Below are 15490 nucleotides of genomic sequence, written 5' to 3' on the forward strand. Positions count from 1 at the left end.
CCCTGAAATACACCGTTACTTGATGCTTTCAACCACAGAACACGTGCTCCCCGAACAGCTAAATATCAGCTTGGGACGACCGCCAAAATCATTGACATAAGTTAGTACCGGTTTGCTGCCCAATGCGGCGGCACTGACATCCAACATGCTTTGCGCTTTTGGTGCGATCATCAGCGGCTTGAAGTCGGCTGCTGTTTTCCCGGCTTTGTCGTCACTGGCATCGACCAACGTGATGTAATACGGCGTTGGGTTATTAACCTGATAACGATCACCCTGACGAGTCAGCTGTAACTTCTCTTGCCAAGGTGTCGACATATCAGCCTTTTGTGGCACGATGCTAACTGGGCGGTAGAAAAGTTTGATGCGCGTTTGCAGTGCAATCTGCAAAGTATTGGGTTTGTCCGACCGCGGTGGAATTTCACGCAGGTTAAAATAGAACAAGGTTTCCCGGTCTTGCGCCAACTGACTCACAGCAGGCAAGCTTTGTATTTTTAACTGACTCATCGCGCCAGGCTCTACTCGCTGAACCGGTGGAACTACCGTCAACGGTGAATTGATTTTGTTACCCTGCTCATCTTCAATCCATCCCTGCGCCAGATAAGGTAGCTCCTTATTCTGGTTGCTGATGTTCAAGCTGATCGACTTATCGCCGCCATTAAGAATCGCCCGGGTTCTATCCAGTGCAATCGCTGCTGTTGCTTGCTGAGCCATAAGTGCCGTCACCAAAATCGCGGTGATACGCAGTTTGTTATTCAATTTCATTACCTTTTCCTTCGAATTAATCTTGTCAGAACCTGGTGGCGCCGATCGTTTTCACTTAGCTGAACGGGCGGTTACCCGCAGGTTCATTACCAAACCTTTCTACTGCGACACCGGAGGTTTATCCCCCGTCGCTATTGGCTGGCAAGGCAACAGTAGATTCGCCAGTATTGCTGGAGAAAGAGCCTGCGGCAGAGTGATGCTGCATTGCGCCTTCCCATTCCAGTGTACTGACATGGTTTCACCGGCTTTGATCCCACTGAGATAGGTGGAACCGTCGTCATTAACAATGCCGGTCTCTTGCTGATTTTCATTTAACACGGTGGCCCCAAATGGCGGTGATGTGCCATCTGCCATACGTATCATGGCCATCGCTTTTTCGCCGGAAATCACATTAAAGCGGCGATAACCAATAGCACCTTCAGTCAATGTGACCTGGGCTATGGTTCCTCTGGCTTCAACATCGTCTGCCAGGTTATCGATATCTATACTGGCCCGATTGCGGTAGTAGCTATTCACATCACCAACCACAGCTTTACCAAACTGGTTGGTCCGTATCGATGAGCCATATCCCTGAACCGGAACGCCGGATACCCCTTGGGTATCGAGTAACAAGCGAGTGCCGCCAAGGGTATTAACCCGATGCAAAGCCCCGCCTTCAGGGGTGATAGTTGCCCCGCCCTGAATACCTAAACCAACAGAAGAGTATTGTCCTTCCTGATAGCTGGCGTTGGCATTGATATCCGCACTATTACCTATGTGGTTATAGTTACCACTGACTAGCGCGCCGCTACGTGCTACGCCGGTATTGATCTGGTAGTTGTTGTGAGCATCCAGACGATCGGTATAACCCACTCGCTGACTGTGTTCACGGCCACTCACCGTCGCGCTATAACTGATTGTTGCGCTGTTACCAAACGGCATCGACATGGAGAGATACACGCCATCGTCATTGCTTTCGTTATAGCGGTTACGGTAAGCCGAGAAGGTCAAACTGACGTTTTTCACTTTACCGATATCAAAATAACGCGAGAGCGACAGGTTATAGCGGTCATTCGCCGAGCGATCCCAATAGGTCTGATGGCTATAGTTCAGATACGCGCTCAGCCCCAGATCTTGAAATTGCTGGTTGAAGCTGATGGTGTACATCTCTTTATTGCCACCCACGTCATTGTTGCGATAACGCGCGTCGAGATATTCAGTCATGCTCATAAAGTTACGTTCAGAGAAGCGATAGCCAGCAAATGTCACCTGACTGCCTGTTTCCTGAAAGTTTTTCGAATAGTTGACTCGGTAAGAGCCGCCACTCAACGTACCTTGCTCGGGTAAATTGGCCCAAGATTGGGTCATATCAACCGATACGGCACCAAATTCCATCAAATCACGGCCAACCCCGATGGATGCCGCTTGATATTCGTTTTCACCACTGATCCCACCACCAAACAATGACCAGCCGCTATTGATCCCCCAGGAGAATTCCCCGGTACCAAATACTGGCCCTTCAGACCGACGTCCGATATCCGAAGGCTTACCGGCAGCCATGCGATAGCGCACCATGCCAGGGCGGGTCAGATAAGGAATACTGGCGGTATTCACTTGGAATTGTTGAACTTGTCCGTCAAGTTCCTCGACTCGCACATCCAGCGTGCCGGAAACAAAACTGTTCAAGTTCTGAATACGGAAAGGACCGGCCGCGACCAGTGTTTCACTCAACACACGCCCTTGCTGACTCACAACAACTCGCGCGTTGGTACGGGCAACACCAGTAATTTCAGGGGCATAGCCACGCAAATTAGGCGGTAACATATTGTCATCGGTCGCCAGACTAGCGCCGCTAAAGCGGAAGCTATCAAAGATGGCGGAGTTCAGAAAATCTTCACCCAGCGTCAACTTGGCACCCAAATTCGGGATAGCGCGATAGGCGTAATAGCGGCTCCAATCCCACTGACGCTCAGTCGATGAACCCGATGATTGGTCAACCCGCGTTTGCCAATCAGCACGGAATCGCCAGGCACCCAAGTTAGCGCCGGTGGTCCCGTTTCCGCTTAACGTATTGTTATTGGTATTGTTCGTTTCCTGGCGGTTCAATTGCCCTAACAAGTTGTAATCGAACAGCACTCCGGGAATACCATCCTCCCAACGAGAAGGGGGATCCCAATCGGGTTCGCTGTATTCCAGCCAGGCTTGCGGCACACTCAGGTACAGTGCTGACTTCGCCAAATCACCTTCCACGGTCAGACCGGGTAAGCTGCTGATATCGAGACACTCCCCATTACGCGACCAGGTCAGCTTTTGGAAGCTGTCTTCTTTCAATGCCAGCAACTCAATTAACTGGGGTGTTAAACAGGCCTCACTTTTATTAGGATCTTTTTCTGAGACGTAGAACACAACCGGCTGTTCGCTGAGCTCCTGCTTATTCATACTAACCAATAAGTTATAGTGCCCAGGCATGATGTAGCCGCGTTGGGAGAACTGACTCAGGTCAAAATTAGCGCGATCCTTGGTATCCAGCACATCGGTATTAAACTGAATATCATCACGGGCTTGCGCTCCATAAGCATTGCCACTTAATGCAACTGCAATCAAAATTCGCAATAAATCACGACGGGCAAAACCGGAGGTGATGGAACGAGCGGATACCATGGGATATGTCACCTTACTCATTGAAATCAGTAATAATCCAATTTGAAACGAACGCTAGAATGATAAGTTCCAGCACGCAGTGTCTTACCATTGCCCACTAACCGCAGGGCATAATTGAGTTTCATATCAGCAGGAATTATATTGATCTCCGGTGATGCCACCCCTGGCGTCGAAACATTGCCTTTATCATCAATAATTTGCATTGCCACTCCTTCGGCTTCACCATTAACTGCAAAATTATTACCGTCTGCGGCACCGTCAAATGTCACAACAAAATGCTGCTGGTTCGACTTATCTGGATCAGGGTGAGCTATCGTGCAATGCAGCAACCGAATCTCAAACGGGTGTTCATCCCCTGCACCGTTCTGAACCAATTTACCAATAGGCAAAATCGCCATATCGATGGTCTGTTCCAAGCTTCCGGGCTCTATCGCACAAGCAGTATCAGTAATACTTCCTTCCATACTCACGCGGCCCCAGGCTGTTTTCATGGGATCTGCCGTTACCGGTAAACTCAGCAATAACGCCATCAGTAAGGAAGGAGGCACTATCAAAAAAAAAGACCTGGACATAAATCACCTAACTCATCCAATACGTATCTTTCTCAAGAGAAAAGACATGCGGATAAATCCGCATGTCCAATTAAAAAAGGGGGGCTTATTGGTAAGCCAGCATGAAGTTAGCTACGCTTGAGAAGCTACCTGGTTTGATAGCGTCAGAAGCTGTGCTGCCCTGCAGGTAAGCAGAGAATGCCAAAGTGTTGTTGCCGGTGATCAGAGTCTGTTCAGCAGTTGCTTGACCCAGTTTCACAACAGAACCAGTACCATCAACGATGGCGATACCAGCGCCTTCAGCCAGACCAGTGATGCCCAGCAGGCCAGGTACTGCTTCTGATTCTGCACCGCTAAAAGTAGTGGTTACAGTTTTCAGAGTAGCGATGTCACAGTTTTCCAGTTTGATGTCGAACTTTTTGGCAGGGTTTGATTTGCCGCCATTCTGCAGAAGTACGTTAGAGATCTGACCCATTTCAACAGTCTGAGAATCAGAACCTGATGCGATTGAGCAAGGTGCATCAATGATTGAACCATTGAAAGTCACAGTACCCTGGCCTTGATCAGCAGCGTTAGCCATAGAAGCAAAACCTAATACCAGAGCAGCAGCCAAGATTGTTTTATTCAGTTTCATTACGTGATTCCTTTATACACAATTAAAATTTAATACACTGATTTGCTTTGAAAAAATCAAAGTAAATACCGCGTAGAAGTTGTTTTAAAATACAAATGCATGTTGCTTCTTGCCGTTAAAATACCAAAGGACAAGCTGAGAACTGCACAGAGCCATAAAGTCAATATGTAGGCATTGGTAACGCCTGCACATTAAGAAAAAAATTCAAATAACGTTTAAAGCCCTTATTTTGTTCGAGGCAGATAATACAAATATAGGCATCTAGTTGATAGTCATTTAATTCAAATAACTATAATTCAGAGTGTTTAACTTAATTGATTACAGTAACGAAATAAAATCGATAAGATTGATCGATAAACATTATACCCTCGACATATAACACTCCAAAAATAAGCATCCCGACACATTTGATCGCTAAAGAGCGATTTTTCAAAATTAATGATTGCTTATTTCATGACCCAATCTATAATCGACATTAAATCCTTAACATTTCAGCCTAAGAAGCAGAAAAACCTTAGTAATAATGGTATAAACACCCGAGAACCCTTTGATTCCTTCTTAGGTTAGCTTGGTTTTTTTATATGTTAAATCTCAACAAAACCCATAAAAAATAAATCAATAGATTGATTTTAAAGGTTTTTATTAAATTACTTAAAATATCATTTATTTCACATGCAAATTAATAACCCTATTTTCCTTATGCGGCAAAAATGACAAAAAGTTAAATCCTGAGCGTAAGATACTGGGTGACAAAATACAGAATATAAAAACATATAAAAAGGAATGAGAACACAACCACGTTAATGTAAGAACAATTACCGATAGCGTAGGAAATATCCACATAATATGTAGGAAGAACTGATTAGAAATAAAGAATATAGGAAATTTAAAGTTATACATTCTCAACATATAAATTTAATAGGGTAAATAACAATGAAACCGAAGAATCAGAGAAAAGAAGAAGTGATGGGTATTCTGGAGGACCACTGTAATTCGTTAATGGAGCAGTTTACTGAGTCGCCACCACCTGTTATCAATTGGCCAAAAACCAGAGAACTTGCCGATAAAGCGCACTTGGATATTTATACGGCAAGATTGGTATTAATGAAGCTAGTCGAGGAAGACAGGGCCAGAATGTCAGAAACCAAAGTGATGAACTCATTACGCTGGTTTGTTACTCAGCCAGAAAAAAAATGAAACGGCCATCATCTTAGAATAAAAACATTATTTTTCAACGAGATAAATTTGAATAGCGATAAAGATTCAGCTTTAATTGCTGCCAGACACTATCCCATTGAGCTGTTATAACCCCAATATTGGACAATTAGTTAACCTGTTTCCGTACAACAGGATGTTAGCTATATATGTAACTTGTTGATAGAAAAATGAAACTTTGTTTACCCCCATCTATAAGACCCACTCTTTCAGTACCAGTGCTCAACCTTGTTGTTATGGCGCTGATGTCCATTACCTTTGTCACCATGATGCACTATGAAATCAACCGAGGAGGGGCTGGGCTTCATCTTCCTGCCAATATAATCATCTGGGCCATGATGGCACTGCTGACGATAACACTCTATTTACCCCATACTGAAGCCACTCAGATTGTAAATTCTCCTGGCCGTTTGTGGCTGCTGTTTGGCGCCTTGATGATAAGCCTGCCGGGGCTATTTCCTGCCTCATTACAGCATGTCGTTGCCTGGTTACCGCGGATTTTAGGCCTGTGGGGTGGGATAATACTGCTACTGGGGTTGTTCCGCCTGAAACTGAATGTAGCCCTGCGACAGAGATGGCTGGTGATCATCCTCTTGTCGGCCTGGGGGCAAGCTGTGCTGACTCTGTTGCAATTTTTTGTTTTTACATCCGATAATTGGATGGAATTTGATAGTGCACAGCGGCCTTATGGCATATTCCAGCAAACCAATGTACTGGCCAGTTACCTGGCAACCGGTTATAGCATTGCAATCTATCTGTTTATGTTATCAAGCAAGCGGGCCGTTCGAGGCATCAGCACACTTACCCTGCTGCTATTCCCAGGCTTATTGGTGCTGTTGCAATCAAGGATCGGTTGGGTTGGCGGGATAACAACCTTGCTATTACTGTCGCTATATTACTGGCGTCAGCGACAGATAGCCTGGGTGTGGCTGAGTAGCCTGCTGAGTTTACTGGTCGCCGTTTATCTGTTGGAACAGATGAATATCGGTATGCATGTATCCAAAGATGCCAGCAACACCGAGCGCTGGCTGATACTGCAATATACCTGGCAGATGATACAGCAGCACCCATGGCAGGGTTGGGGATATGGTAGCTTTGAGTCAAGTTTTGCCCATGAGTTGGCGCAGCATTGGCGGGTACCGACTTACTTAACCTATCCTTCCCACCCTCATAATGAAGTGCTTTATGGTTGGGTTGAGGGTGGCATTGCCGCACTGATCGGGATGTTGCTATTGGCTATCGGCTATGTGAAGCCACTCTTAATGCAACCAAAAACCGTTTTCCCTCTGTGGGTTCTCACGTTGCCGATCGCGTTGCATTTGATGACGGAGTTCCCTCTTTATCAATCAGCAGCCCACTGGCTGGTGCTGATTTTACTTGGCCGCCTGATGGTTACAGAAAATATGCTGCAACCCACCACATCGAAGCCAACTTGCTGGCAACGCTGGCTGCACACTGCCGTGATTTTATCGGCGCTATGCACACTGGTGTTTATGGTGACAGGCTTTAAAACTGGCCGGGTACTCACACTGGCCGAGAGAAGTGGCTTGGTTAACATGCAGCCTTTAGATAGCCTGACCAATCCCTATATCCAGTGGGAAAGGTATCAATATATAAGAAATGTTAATCTATTATTGCGATTTAACCAGCATCCTGACCCCATGTTATTACGCCAATTTAGGGTATGGGCCGAGCAGTATATTCAATTACACAATGATCCGAATGTTTATCAAAGTCTGATCATGATTGCTCGGTATCAGAAGGAAACAGCTTACGCCGATCAGTTGTACCAAACTGCTCGCGCTTTATTCCCCGCCAACCCAGCCTTTCAATAACGCCGACCTTATCAGCAATCACAAATCACCTGGCCCCTAAATCAAGGGGCTTATTACACCGTTTGCGGGCAGCCTCGAGTTTTACCTATGTCAGTTTTGGGGCTGCTGGGCTAGTATATCGGCTGGAAAAAGGACTTGATGAATGGTTGTAATTACAGCCCTTCTGTTTCAAGCTCATAGCTTATTTTTATCGGCTGTTGTGCCGGCATTGATAGCGAGATTTCCGTGTTAACCGTAAAATCATGTGATAGCTAACGATAATAATAAAAATCACAATTAACTTTAAATTCAATGGACTATAAATCATAACCACATGAATAATACCGATAAACTCGATTCTCACACCCCGATGATGCAGCAGTATCTTCGGCTCAAGGCCCAGCATCCTGACATTCTATTGTTCTACCGGATGGGGGATTTTTACGAACTGTTCTACAGTGATGCCAAGCGAGCTTCACAGCTACTGGATATCTCACTCACTAAACGCGGAGCCTCCGCAGGTGAGCCTATTCCGATGGCTGGGGTACCTTATCATTCGATAGAAAACTATCTGGCGAAGCTGGTCCAGTTAGGTGAGTCTGCCGCAATTTGCGAGCAAATCGGTGATCCCGCCACCAGTAAAGGGCCAGTTGAGCGTAAAGTAGTGCGTATCGTGACACCAGGTACTGTCAGTGATGAAGCTCTGCTACAAGAACGTCAGGATAATCTGCTGGCGGCTATCTGGCAGGATGCGCGCGGTTTTGGCTATGCGACGTTAGATATCAGCTCCGGTCGTTTTAGGGTTGCACAACCCGCAGATCTTGAAACCATGGCTGCCGAGTTGCAGCGAACGCATCCCGCAGAGTTACTTTACCCAGAAAACTTTGAGCAGATGTCGTTGATAGAACACCGGCATGGCTTGCGCCGCCGTCCATTATGGGAGTTTGAGCTAGAAACCGCCCGTCAGCAGCTTAATCTGCAATTCGGCACCCGTGATTTAATCGGGTTTGGTGTAGAGCAAGCCCATCAAGCACTGCGCGCTGCGGGTTGCCTACTGCAATATGTCAAAGATACCCAACGTACCTCTCTACCCCATATCCGCGGTTTAACCATGGAGCGCCAGCAAGATGGCATTGTTATGGATGCCGCGACCCGTCGTAACCTTGAACTGACCCAGAACCTGTCTGGTGGGTCTGAAAATACGTTAGCTGCTATTCTCGATTGCAGTGTGACCGCAATGGGCAGCCGCATGCTAAAACGCTGGCTGCATATGCCGGTTCGCGATATCAAGGTATTAAGCGATCGCCAACAAGCAATCGGCGGCTTACAAGATATCACCGCCGAACTGCAAACGCCGTTGCGTCAGGTAGGCGACTTAGAACGTATTCTGGCTCGTTTGGCGCTGCGCACTGCGCGCCCAAGAGATTTAGCGCGGATGCGCCATGCTTTCCAGCAATTGCCGGAGATTCACCGTCTACTGCAATCGGTGGATGTTCCCCACGTGCAAAATTTGTTGTCACAAGTCGGTCAGTTTGATGAATTACAGGATCTGTTGGTGCGGGCAATTGTAGAAGCACCGCCAGTGTTAGTACGTGATGGTGGTGTCATTGCGCCGGGTTATAATTCTGAACTCGATGAATGGCGAGCTCTGGCCGATGGTGCTACCGATTATCTGGATCGGCTGGAGATCCGTGAGCGTGAAAAGCTGGGCCTGGATACACTGAAGGTCGGTTTTAATGGCGTCCACGGCTATTACATTCAGGTAAGTCGTGGTCAGAGCCACTTGGTTCCGATTCATTATGTCCGTAGACAAACCCTGAAGAATGCTGAGCGCTATATCATTCCAGAACTGAAAGAGTATGAAGACAAGGTTCTGACCTCTAAAGGCAAAGCGCTGGCGATTGAAAAAGGGTTATATGAAGAGATTTTCGATCTTCTGTTGCCACATCTGCCTGAATTGCAAATCAGTGCTAATGCGTTGGCGGAACTGGATGTACTGGCGAATCTGGCTGAAAGAGCGGAAACACTCAACTACAACTGCCCAACCCTGAGTGATAAACCGGGGATTAAAATTACCGCTGGCCGCCATCCGGTCGTCGAGCAGGTTCTCAGTGAGCCCTTTATTTCTAACCCGCTGACGTTATCACCTCAGCGGCGGATGCTGATCATTACCGGCCCGAATATGGGGGGTAAAAGTACCTATATGCGCCAAACAGCCTTAATAGTTTTGTTGGCACACATGGGGAGTTATGTTCCGGCGGAAAGCGCTATCATTGGCCCGGTTGATCGCATATTTACCCGCGTAGGTGCCGCTGACGATCTGGCTTCAGGCCGTTCCACCTTCATGGTCGAAATGACGGAAACAGCCAATATCCTGCATAACGCCACGGAGCAAAGTCTTGTGCTGATGGATGAGATTGGTCGCGGTACATCCACTTATGATGGCCTTTCATTAGCCTGGGCTTGTGCTGAAAATCTGGCGAGCCGTATTAAAGCGATGACGCTGTTCGCCACTCATTACTTTGAGTTAACCACCCTACCGGAAAAAATGGAAGGTGTGGTAAACGTCCACCTTGATGCTCTGGAACATGGCGAAACTATCGCCTTCATGCACAGTGTGCAGGATGGGGCAGCCAGTAAAAGTTATGGTCTGGCAGTCGCAGCCCTGGCCGGTGTACCACGTGATGTGATTAAGCGGGCACGGCAAAAACTGAAAGAGCTCGAGTCCCTGTCTAATAATGCCGCAGCCAGTAAGATTGATGGCTCACAACTGACGTTGTTAAATGAAGAGACACCACCTGCGGTTGAAGCATTGGAAGCACTGGACCCAGACTCATTATCACCACGTCAGGCATTGGAATGGATTTATCGCCTGAAGAATATGGTGTAAACGGGCATAAAAAAACGGTGAACATCTGTTCACCGTTTTTGTGTTTTATAAGAATAACTATCTATACCCTAACTATTTCGTGTTGCAGAAAGGCGGGTAAATTTATTCACGGAACAACGCCTCAATGCTCAAGCCTTGTGTTTGCAAAATTTCCCGCAAACGACGTAAGCCTTCAACCTGAATCTGGCGGACACGCTCACGCGTCAAACCAATTTCACGGCCAACATCTTCCAGCGTTGCTGCTTCATATCCTAAAAGACCAAAACGACGGGCCAGCACTTCGCGCTGTTTAGCATTCAATTCAAACAGCCATTTAACGATACTTTGCTTCATATCGTCATCTTGCGTTGTATCTTCTGGACCATTTTCATTTTCGTCGGACAGAATATCTAACAAGGCTTTCTCTGAGTCGCCGCCTAACGGTGTATCAACAGAAGTGATACGTTCGTTCAGACGTAACATACGGCTCACGTCATCAACCGGTTTGTCGAGTTGCTCAGCAATCTCTTCAGCGCTCGGTTCATGATCCAATTTATGAGAAAGTTCTCGTGCAGTACGCAAATAAACGTTTAATTCTTTAACGATATGGATAGGTAAACGGATGGTCCGGGTTTGGTTCATTATCGCCCGTTCAATCGTTTGACGAATCCACCAAGTGGCATAAGTGGAGAAACGGAAACCGCGTTCAGGATCAAATTTTTCCACCGCCCGAATAAGACCGAGGTTTCCCTCTTCAATCAAATCCAGCAGTGCTAAACCGCGATTACTGTAACGGCGGGCGATCTTCACCACCAACCGCAAGTTACTTTCAATCATACGCCGACGTGAAGGCACATCACCGCGCAATGCACGCCGGGCAAAATAAACCTCTTCTTCTGCGGTTAACAGCGGCGAATAACCAATCTCACCAAGATAGAGCTGCGTCGCGTCCAGCACTCGCTGGGTAACACCTTGCGCCAACAGCTCATCTTCTGCTAACTCGCTTTCAGTAGGTTCATCCTCTACTAATGCTTTTTCGTCGAAAATTTCAGTTTCCGTACTGTTTTCATCAAAATCAGCATCTTCATGCAACTCGTTAACTTTCAGCGTATTTTGGCTCATATGCTGCTCCTACCCGTGAATCCGGCGAGCAGAATACAGCGTATTCTGCCCAATCTATCGCTGCGGAAGGTAACGCAGCGGGTTTACGGATTTCCCCTTGTAACGAATTTCAAAATGCAATCTAACTGAACTGGTTCCGGTGCTACCCATGGTTGCTATTTTTTGACCCGCCTTCACTTCTTCTTGTTCCCGGACCAGCATTGTATCGTTATGAGCGTAGGCGCTCAGGTAATCATCATTATGTTTGATGATAATAAGATTACCGTAACCACGCAGTGCGTTCCCAGCATACACAACTCGCCCGTTTGCTGTAGCGAAGATGGGTTGCCCACGAGAACCGGCGATATCTATCCCTTTATTGCCCCCTTCGGAAGCCGAGAAGCTATCGATCGTTTTACCCTCAGTTGGCCATTTCCAGCTACTGACTGGACCACCATTACTGGTTGGATCACTGATGGTACTGCTTGGCGCGGTAACAGGTGCGGTCGATGCGACAACTGCCCCTGACGCTGGTAACATTTTACCAACATTCTGTTTACCCGAGTTTCCAGAATACGCGCTAGTTGATTGAGAATCAACCGTTGTAGTTGTGTTCTGAATATTTGCCGGCGGTTTTGTCATTCCACCTGATGTGGCATCGGTCGCGGCTAACATTCCACCACCCGACCCATTACCCAACTGGATAGATTGTCCAACATTCAGGCTATATGGCTCAGCAATATTGTTTTTTGCTGCCAGATCACGGAAGTCATTCCCGGTTATCCAGGCAATATAAAACAGCGTGTCACCACGCTTAACGGTATAGGTATTACCGTTGTAACTTCCCTTGGGGATACTGTTGTAACTACGGTTATAAACGATGCGGCTACCGGAACTATTCGTATCCGAGCCACTTAGCATGGTCCCTGAACGATCACCGCCAACACTGCTGATTGGCGCAGATGTTGAGGAGTCATTACTACAACCTACCAACCATAAACTCATAACCGTACATGCCGCTACCCGGCGTAATGTAATCATTGGGCTTCCCGTGCTCATGCTTCCCCCATGACAGCAATAATAAGCGATATATCCAAAATACCTTTTACACTGTAGTTAAAGTGGTCAGTTAACGACTGTTAAAACGCCATGCCGAATATGACTATTCCACTCATTTTCGAGTATTAAAAGGTTCCACAGTGCAGGCCAAGACACATGCTGACTCGCACTGAAGAAACAAGATACAGAAGCGCGCATGCTATCAATACCGCGCCTGCCATACCATAAAATTTATATTACTGATTTTCGGCCAATCTTTAGCACAAAAAAACTGCACTTCGACTTTAGTTAAAGATTAAGACTGAAATACACCCTAAATAATTCAAGTTGCAGGAAGGCGGCAATTGAGCGCAGCCAACGCACATGCAGCTTGAAGTATGATGGGTCTAAAGGCATTTATTCAGGCCAATTCACCTTTAACCAAAGGAACAAAACGCACGGCCTCTACCGTCTCAATTTGGAATTCATTGTTACGGCGTTGCACACATTTCAAGGTTTGAGCCTGCTCCCCAACGGGAAGAACTAATATCCCACCTTCATCCAATTGTTCAAGTAAGGCACTTGGAATTTCTGGTGGAGCTGCTGTGACAATGATCGCATCAAATGGCCCGCGTGATGCCCAACCTAACCAGCCATCACCATGGCGGGTGGAGACATTATGCAGATCCAGTTGCTTTAGGCGACGCTTTGCCTGCCACTGTAACCCTTTGATTCGTTCAACTGAACAGACATGTTCGACTAAATGCGCCAAAATTGCGGTCTGATAGCCAGAACCGGTACCTATCTCTAATACCCGAGAAGTCGGTGTCAATTGCAACAATTCGGTCATCCGTGCCACCATGTACGGCTGAGAAATAGTTTGCCCTGAACCTATAGGTAGAGCTGTATTCTCATATGCCTTATGGGACAACGCCTCATCAACAAAACGCTCGCGCGGCACCGCTTCGATCGCCTGTAACAAGCGCTCGTCGTGAATACCTTGCTGACGTAACAGCATCAACAATGTCTGCATGCGTTTATTTACCATTCCTCGTCACCCTAGGTGTTTTAACCAGTAATGTTGGCTAACCAGTTTTCAACCACGTCTTGCGCCGCATAGGCGGTTAAATCAACTTGAAGTGGTGTTATAGAAACATAACCTTGTTCAATCGCAGCAAAATCAGTGTCCGGTGCTACATCAAATTTCTCCCCCGGCGGCCCAATCCAATAGAGATCTTGCCCCCGTGGGTCCTGCTGACAAAATACCTGCTCTGCTGGATGGCGACTACCACAACGTGTGACTCGAATACCTTTAATTTCAGATAAGGGTAAGTCAGGTACATTAATATTAAGTATCTTACCGGTACGCAACGGCTTTTGTTGTAAAGCACGCAATAAACGGCAAGTGACTGCTGCTGCCGTAGCATAATGCTGATGACCGTTGAGTGACACGGCCAGAGCAGGAAAGCCTAAATGCCGCCCTTCCATTGCGGCGGCCACCGTGCCGGAATAGATAACATCATCCCCCAGGTTCGGGCCTGCGTTGATACCGGAAACCACAATGTCGGGCCGGGGGCGCATTAACGCATTTACTCCGAGATAGACACAATCTGTCGGAGTACCTTGCTGCACGGCAATATCGCCATTGGATAATGTGGTAATGCGTAATGCACAGTCCAAAGTCAGTGCATTGGAAGAACCGCTGCGATTACGATCTGGGGCGACGATTTGTACCTGCGCAAACTCGCGCAATGCAGCGGCGAGCGCTTGTATCCCTGGCGCAGAAATACCGTCGTCGTTACTCAGCAATATCCGCAGCATCGGCATTATCCTGATTCATTATTTCCCTTACCACACTGGTGGCAAAACTGCCCGCGGGTAGCCAGAAGCTGAGTTCAAGGGTTACGTCATCCCACCAGCTCCACACCATATTCTGTGGCTTTAGCAGTACAGCCCGGCGAGCACCCTCAACACGTTCACGCTTAATCAACGCCAGTAATTCACTTTGATCCGCTATACATGACTGCTCAAAAGCCAATGCTTCATCCTGCGTACCCAGTTCGCCGTCGCCTGGCAGTGGGGCCGTCACATTCAATTCACCCGCATCAACACGCTGCTGTAACGCCACCAATTCATCAGCACTGGCCACAAACCAACTGCCACGACCAGTTAACTGTAAAGCATCGCCTGTCAGCACCGTGGTTGCTTGCTGTTGCGCCAGACGGCAACTGCTAATCAGGTTGAACATTGCACTACGGCTAGCGGACAAGTAAAAGCTGCGTTTACTGCGCTCTTTGACCCGAATCTCATTATTCGCCCACAGACGAGCCTGCACCAGATTATTACCACCACGGCCAAACCGTTGGCTGCCAAAATAGTTGGGCACTCCCTGTGCGGCAATTTGCTGCAACCGTTGTTCTACATCCTGACGATCAGTGATATGACGCAACACCAGGGTAAAAGCATTGCCTTTCAGTGAACCGATACGCAGCTTACGTTTCTGCCGCACAGCTTCCAGCACTTCACACCCTTCCAGCTCGAACGTAGCGAGATCCGGTGCTTCTTTGCCCGGTAGGTGCAAACAGAACCACTGCTCTGTGACAGCGTGGCGATCTTTCAAACCCGCATAGCTCACTAAACGCGGATGAAGCTTGGCAAAACGCGCCAGATAGTCAGCAACAAATTGCGTATTACAGCCATTTTTGCGAATACGGATCAGCAAATGTTCGCCTTCGCCATCAGGTTCAAAGCCTAAGTCCTCAACCACCACAAAATCTTCGGGATTGGCTTTTAAAATGCCACTCGCTTTGGGTTTGCCGTGCAGCCAGGTTAGATTTTCCATGTCCATCGTTATGCCTTAACCCTG

General features: G+C 47.3%; 12 protein-coding genes. 3 read left to right on the plus strand and 9 right to left on the minus strand.

The annotated features are described in order from the left end of the window. Positions 1-15 precede the first annotated feature (15 nt). The 4 genes from A6J66_012450 to A6J66_012465 form a co-directional block, all read right to left on the minus strand. The gene (locus A6J66_012450) at positions 16-783 is read right to left on the minus strand and encodes a molecular chaperone (GenBank protein ID PNM24921.1); all 768 of its coding nucleotides are present in this window, start codon (positions 781-783) and stop codon (positions 16-18) included. A 78-nt stretch (positions 784-861) separates the two neighbouring features. Next, positions 862-3423: an outer membrane usher protein gene (locus tag A6J66_012455; GenBank protein ID PNM24922.1), complete on the minus strand. Its 2562-nt coding sequence runs from the start codon at positions 3421-3423 to the stop codon at positions 862-864. Between the two features lie 5 nt (positions 3424-3428). Then, positions 3429-3974, minus strand: a complete 546-nt coding sequence (locus tag A6J66_012460) for a type 1 fimbrial protein (GenBank protein PNM24923.1) — start codon at positions 3972-3974, stop codon at positions 3429-3431. Positions 3975-4059: 85 nt separating this feature from the next. Then, on the minus strand, positions 4060-4587 hold the full coding sequence (locus A6J66_012465; GenBank protein ID PNM24924.1) for a fimbria A protein: 528 nt from the start codon (positions 4585-4587) through the stop codon (positions 4060-4062). Between the two features lie 933 nt (positions 4588-5520). Between A6J66_012465 and A6J66_012470 the strand changes: the two genes are divergently transcribed. From A6J66_012470 to mutS, 3 genes are all read left to right on the plus strand, one after another. Continuing rightward, positions 5521-5784, plus strand: a complete 264-nt coding sequence (locus A6J66_012470) for a faeA-like family protein (GenBank protein ID PNM24925.1) — start codon at positions 5521-5523, stop codon at positions 5782-5784. Between the two features lie 188 nt (positions 5785-5972). Next, entirely contained in the window at positions 5973-7637 is a 1665-nt protein-coding gene (locus tag A6J66_012475; GenBank protein ID PNM24926.1) for a hypothetical protein, read from the plus strand. Between the two features lie 313 nt (positions 7638-7950). Then, positions 7951-10506, plus strand: coding sequence for a DNA mismatch repair protein MutS (gene mutS / locus A6J66_012480; protein ID PNM24927.1), 2556 nt, complete (start codon positions 7951-7953; stop codon positions 10504-10506). Positions 10507-10608: 102 nt separating this feature from the next. On the opposite strand, the gene A6J66_012485 is transcribed toward mutS, so the two are convergent. The 5 genes from A6J66_012485 to A6J66_012505 all read right to left on the minus strand — a co-directional run bounded on the left by A6J66_012485 (position 10609) and on the right by A6J66_012505 (position 15472). Then, positions 10609-11607, minus strand: coding sequence for an RNA polymerase sigma factor RpoS (locus tag A6J66_012485; GenBank protein PNM24928.1), 999 nt, complete (start codon positions 11605-11607; stop codon positions 10609-10611). Positions 11608-11661: 54 nt separating this feature from the next. Then, positions 11662-12645, minus strand: coding sequence for a murein hydrolase activator NlpD (locus A6J66_012490; GenBank protein ID PNM24929.1), 984 nt, complete (start codon positions 12643-12645; stop codon positions 11662-11664). A 400-nt stretch (positions 12646-13045) separates the two neighbouring features. Further along, the gene (gene pcm, locus A6J66_012495; protein ID PNM24930.1) at positions 13046-13672 is read right to left on the minus strand and encodes a protein-L-isoaspartate(D-aspartate) O-methyltransferase; all 627 of its coding nucleotides are present in this window, start codon (positions 13670-13672) and stop codon (positions 13046-13048) included. A 20-nt stretch (positions 13673-13692) separates the two neighbouring features. Further along, complete coding sequence (locus A6J66_012500) at positions 13693-14445, minus strand: 5'/3'-nucleotidase SurE (protein ID PNM24931.1); 753 nt, start codon at positions 14443-14445, stop codon at positions 13693-13695. Then, the gene (locus A6J66_012505; GenBank protein PNM24932.1) at positions 14423-15472 is read right to left on the minus strand and encodes a tRNA pseudouridine(13) synthase TruD; all 1050 of its coding nucleotides are present in this window, start codon (positions 15470-15472) and stop codon (positions 14423-14425) included. The genes A6J66_012500 and A6J66_012505 overlap by 23 nt, the downstream gene beginning before the upstream one ends. Positions 15473-15490 lie beyond the last annotated feature (18 nt).

It is taken from the genome of Yersinia enterocolitica (assembly GCA_002082245.2).
Taxonomy (GTDB): Bacteria; Pseudomonadota; Gammaproteobacteria; order Enterobacterales; family Enterobacteriaceae; genus Yersinia; species Yersinia enterocolitica_E.

Coding starts and splice junctions, on each gene's coding strand:
- A6J66_012505 (PNM24932.1), bottom strand. CDS start 15,472: ATGGACATGGAAAATCTAACCTGGCTGCACGGCAAACCCAAAGCGAGT.
- A6J66_012475 (PNM24926.1), top strand. CDS start 5,973: ATGAAACTTTGTTTACCCCCATCTATAAGACCCACTCTTTCAGTACCA.
- A6J66_012465 (PNM24924.1), bottom strand. CDS start 4,587: ATGAAACTGAATAAAACAATCTTGGCTGCTGCTCTGGTATTAGGTTTT.
- mutS (PNM24927.1), top strand. CDS start 7,951: ATGAATAATACCGATAAACTCGATTCTCACACCCCGATGATGCAGCAG.
- A6J66_012485 (PNM24928.1), bottom strand. CDS start 11,607: ATGAGCCAAAATACGCTGAAAGTTAACGAGTTGCATGAAGATGCTGAT.
- A6J66_012500 (PNM24931.1), bottom strand. CDS start 14,445: ATGCTGCGGATATTGCTGAGTAACGACGACGGTATTTCTGCGCCAGGG.
- A6J66_012490 (PNM24929.1), bottom strand. CDS start 12,645: ATGAGCACGGGAAGCCCAATGATTACATTACGCCGGGTAGCGGCATGT.
- A6J66_012460 (PNM24923.1), bottom strand. CDS start 3,974: ATGTCCAGGTCTTTTTTTTTGATAGTGCCTCCTTCCTTACTGATGGCG.
- pcm (PNM24930.1), bottom strand. CDS start 13,672: ATGGTAAATAAACGCATGCAGACATTGTTGATGCTGTTACGTCAGCAA.
- A6J66_012455 (PNM24922.1), bottom strand. CDS start 3,423: ATGAGTAAGGTGACATATCCCATGGTATCCGCTCGTTCCATCACCTCC.
- A6J66_012470 (PNM24925.1), top strand. CDS start 5,521: ATGAAACCGAAGAATCAGAGAAAAGAAGAAGTGATGGGTATTCTGGAG.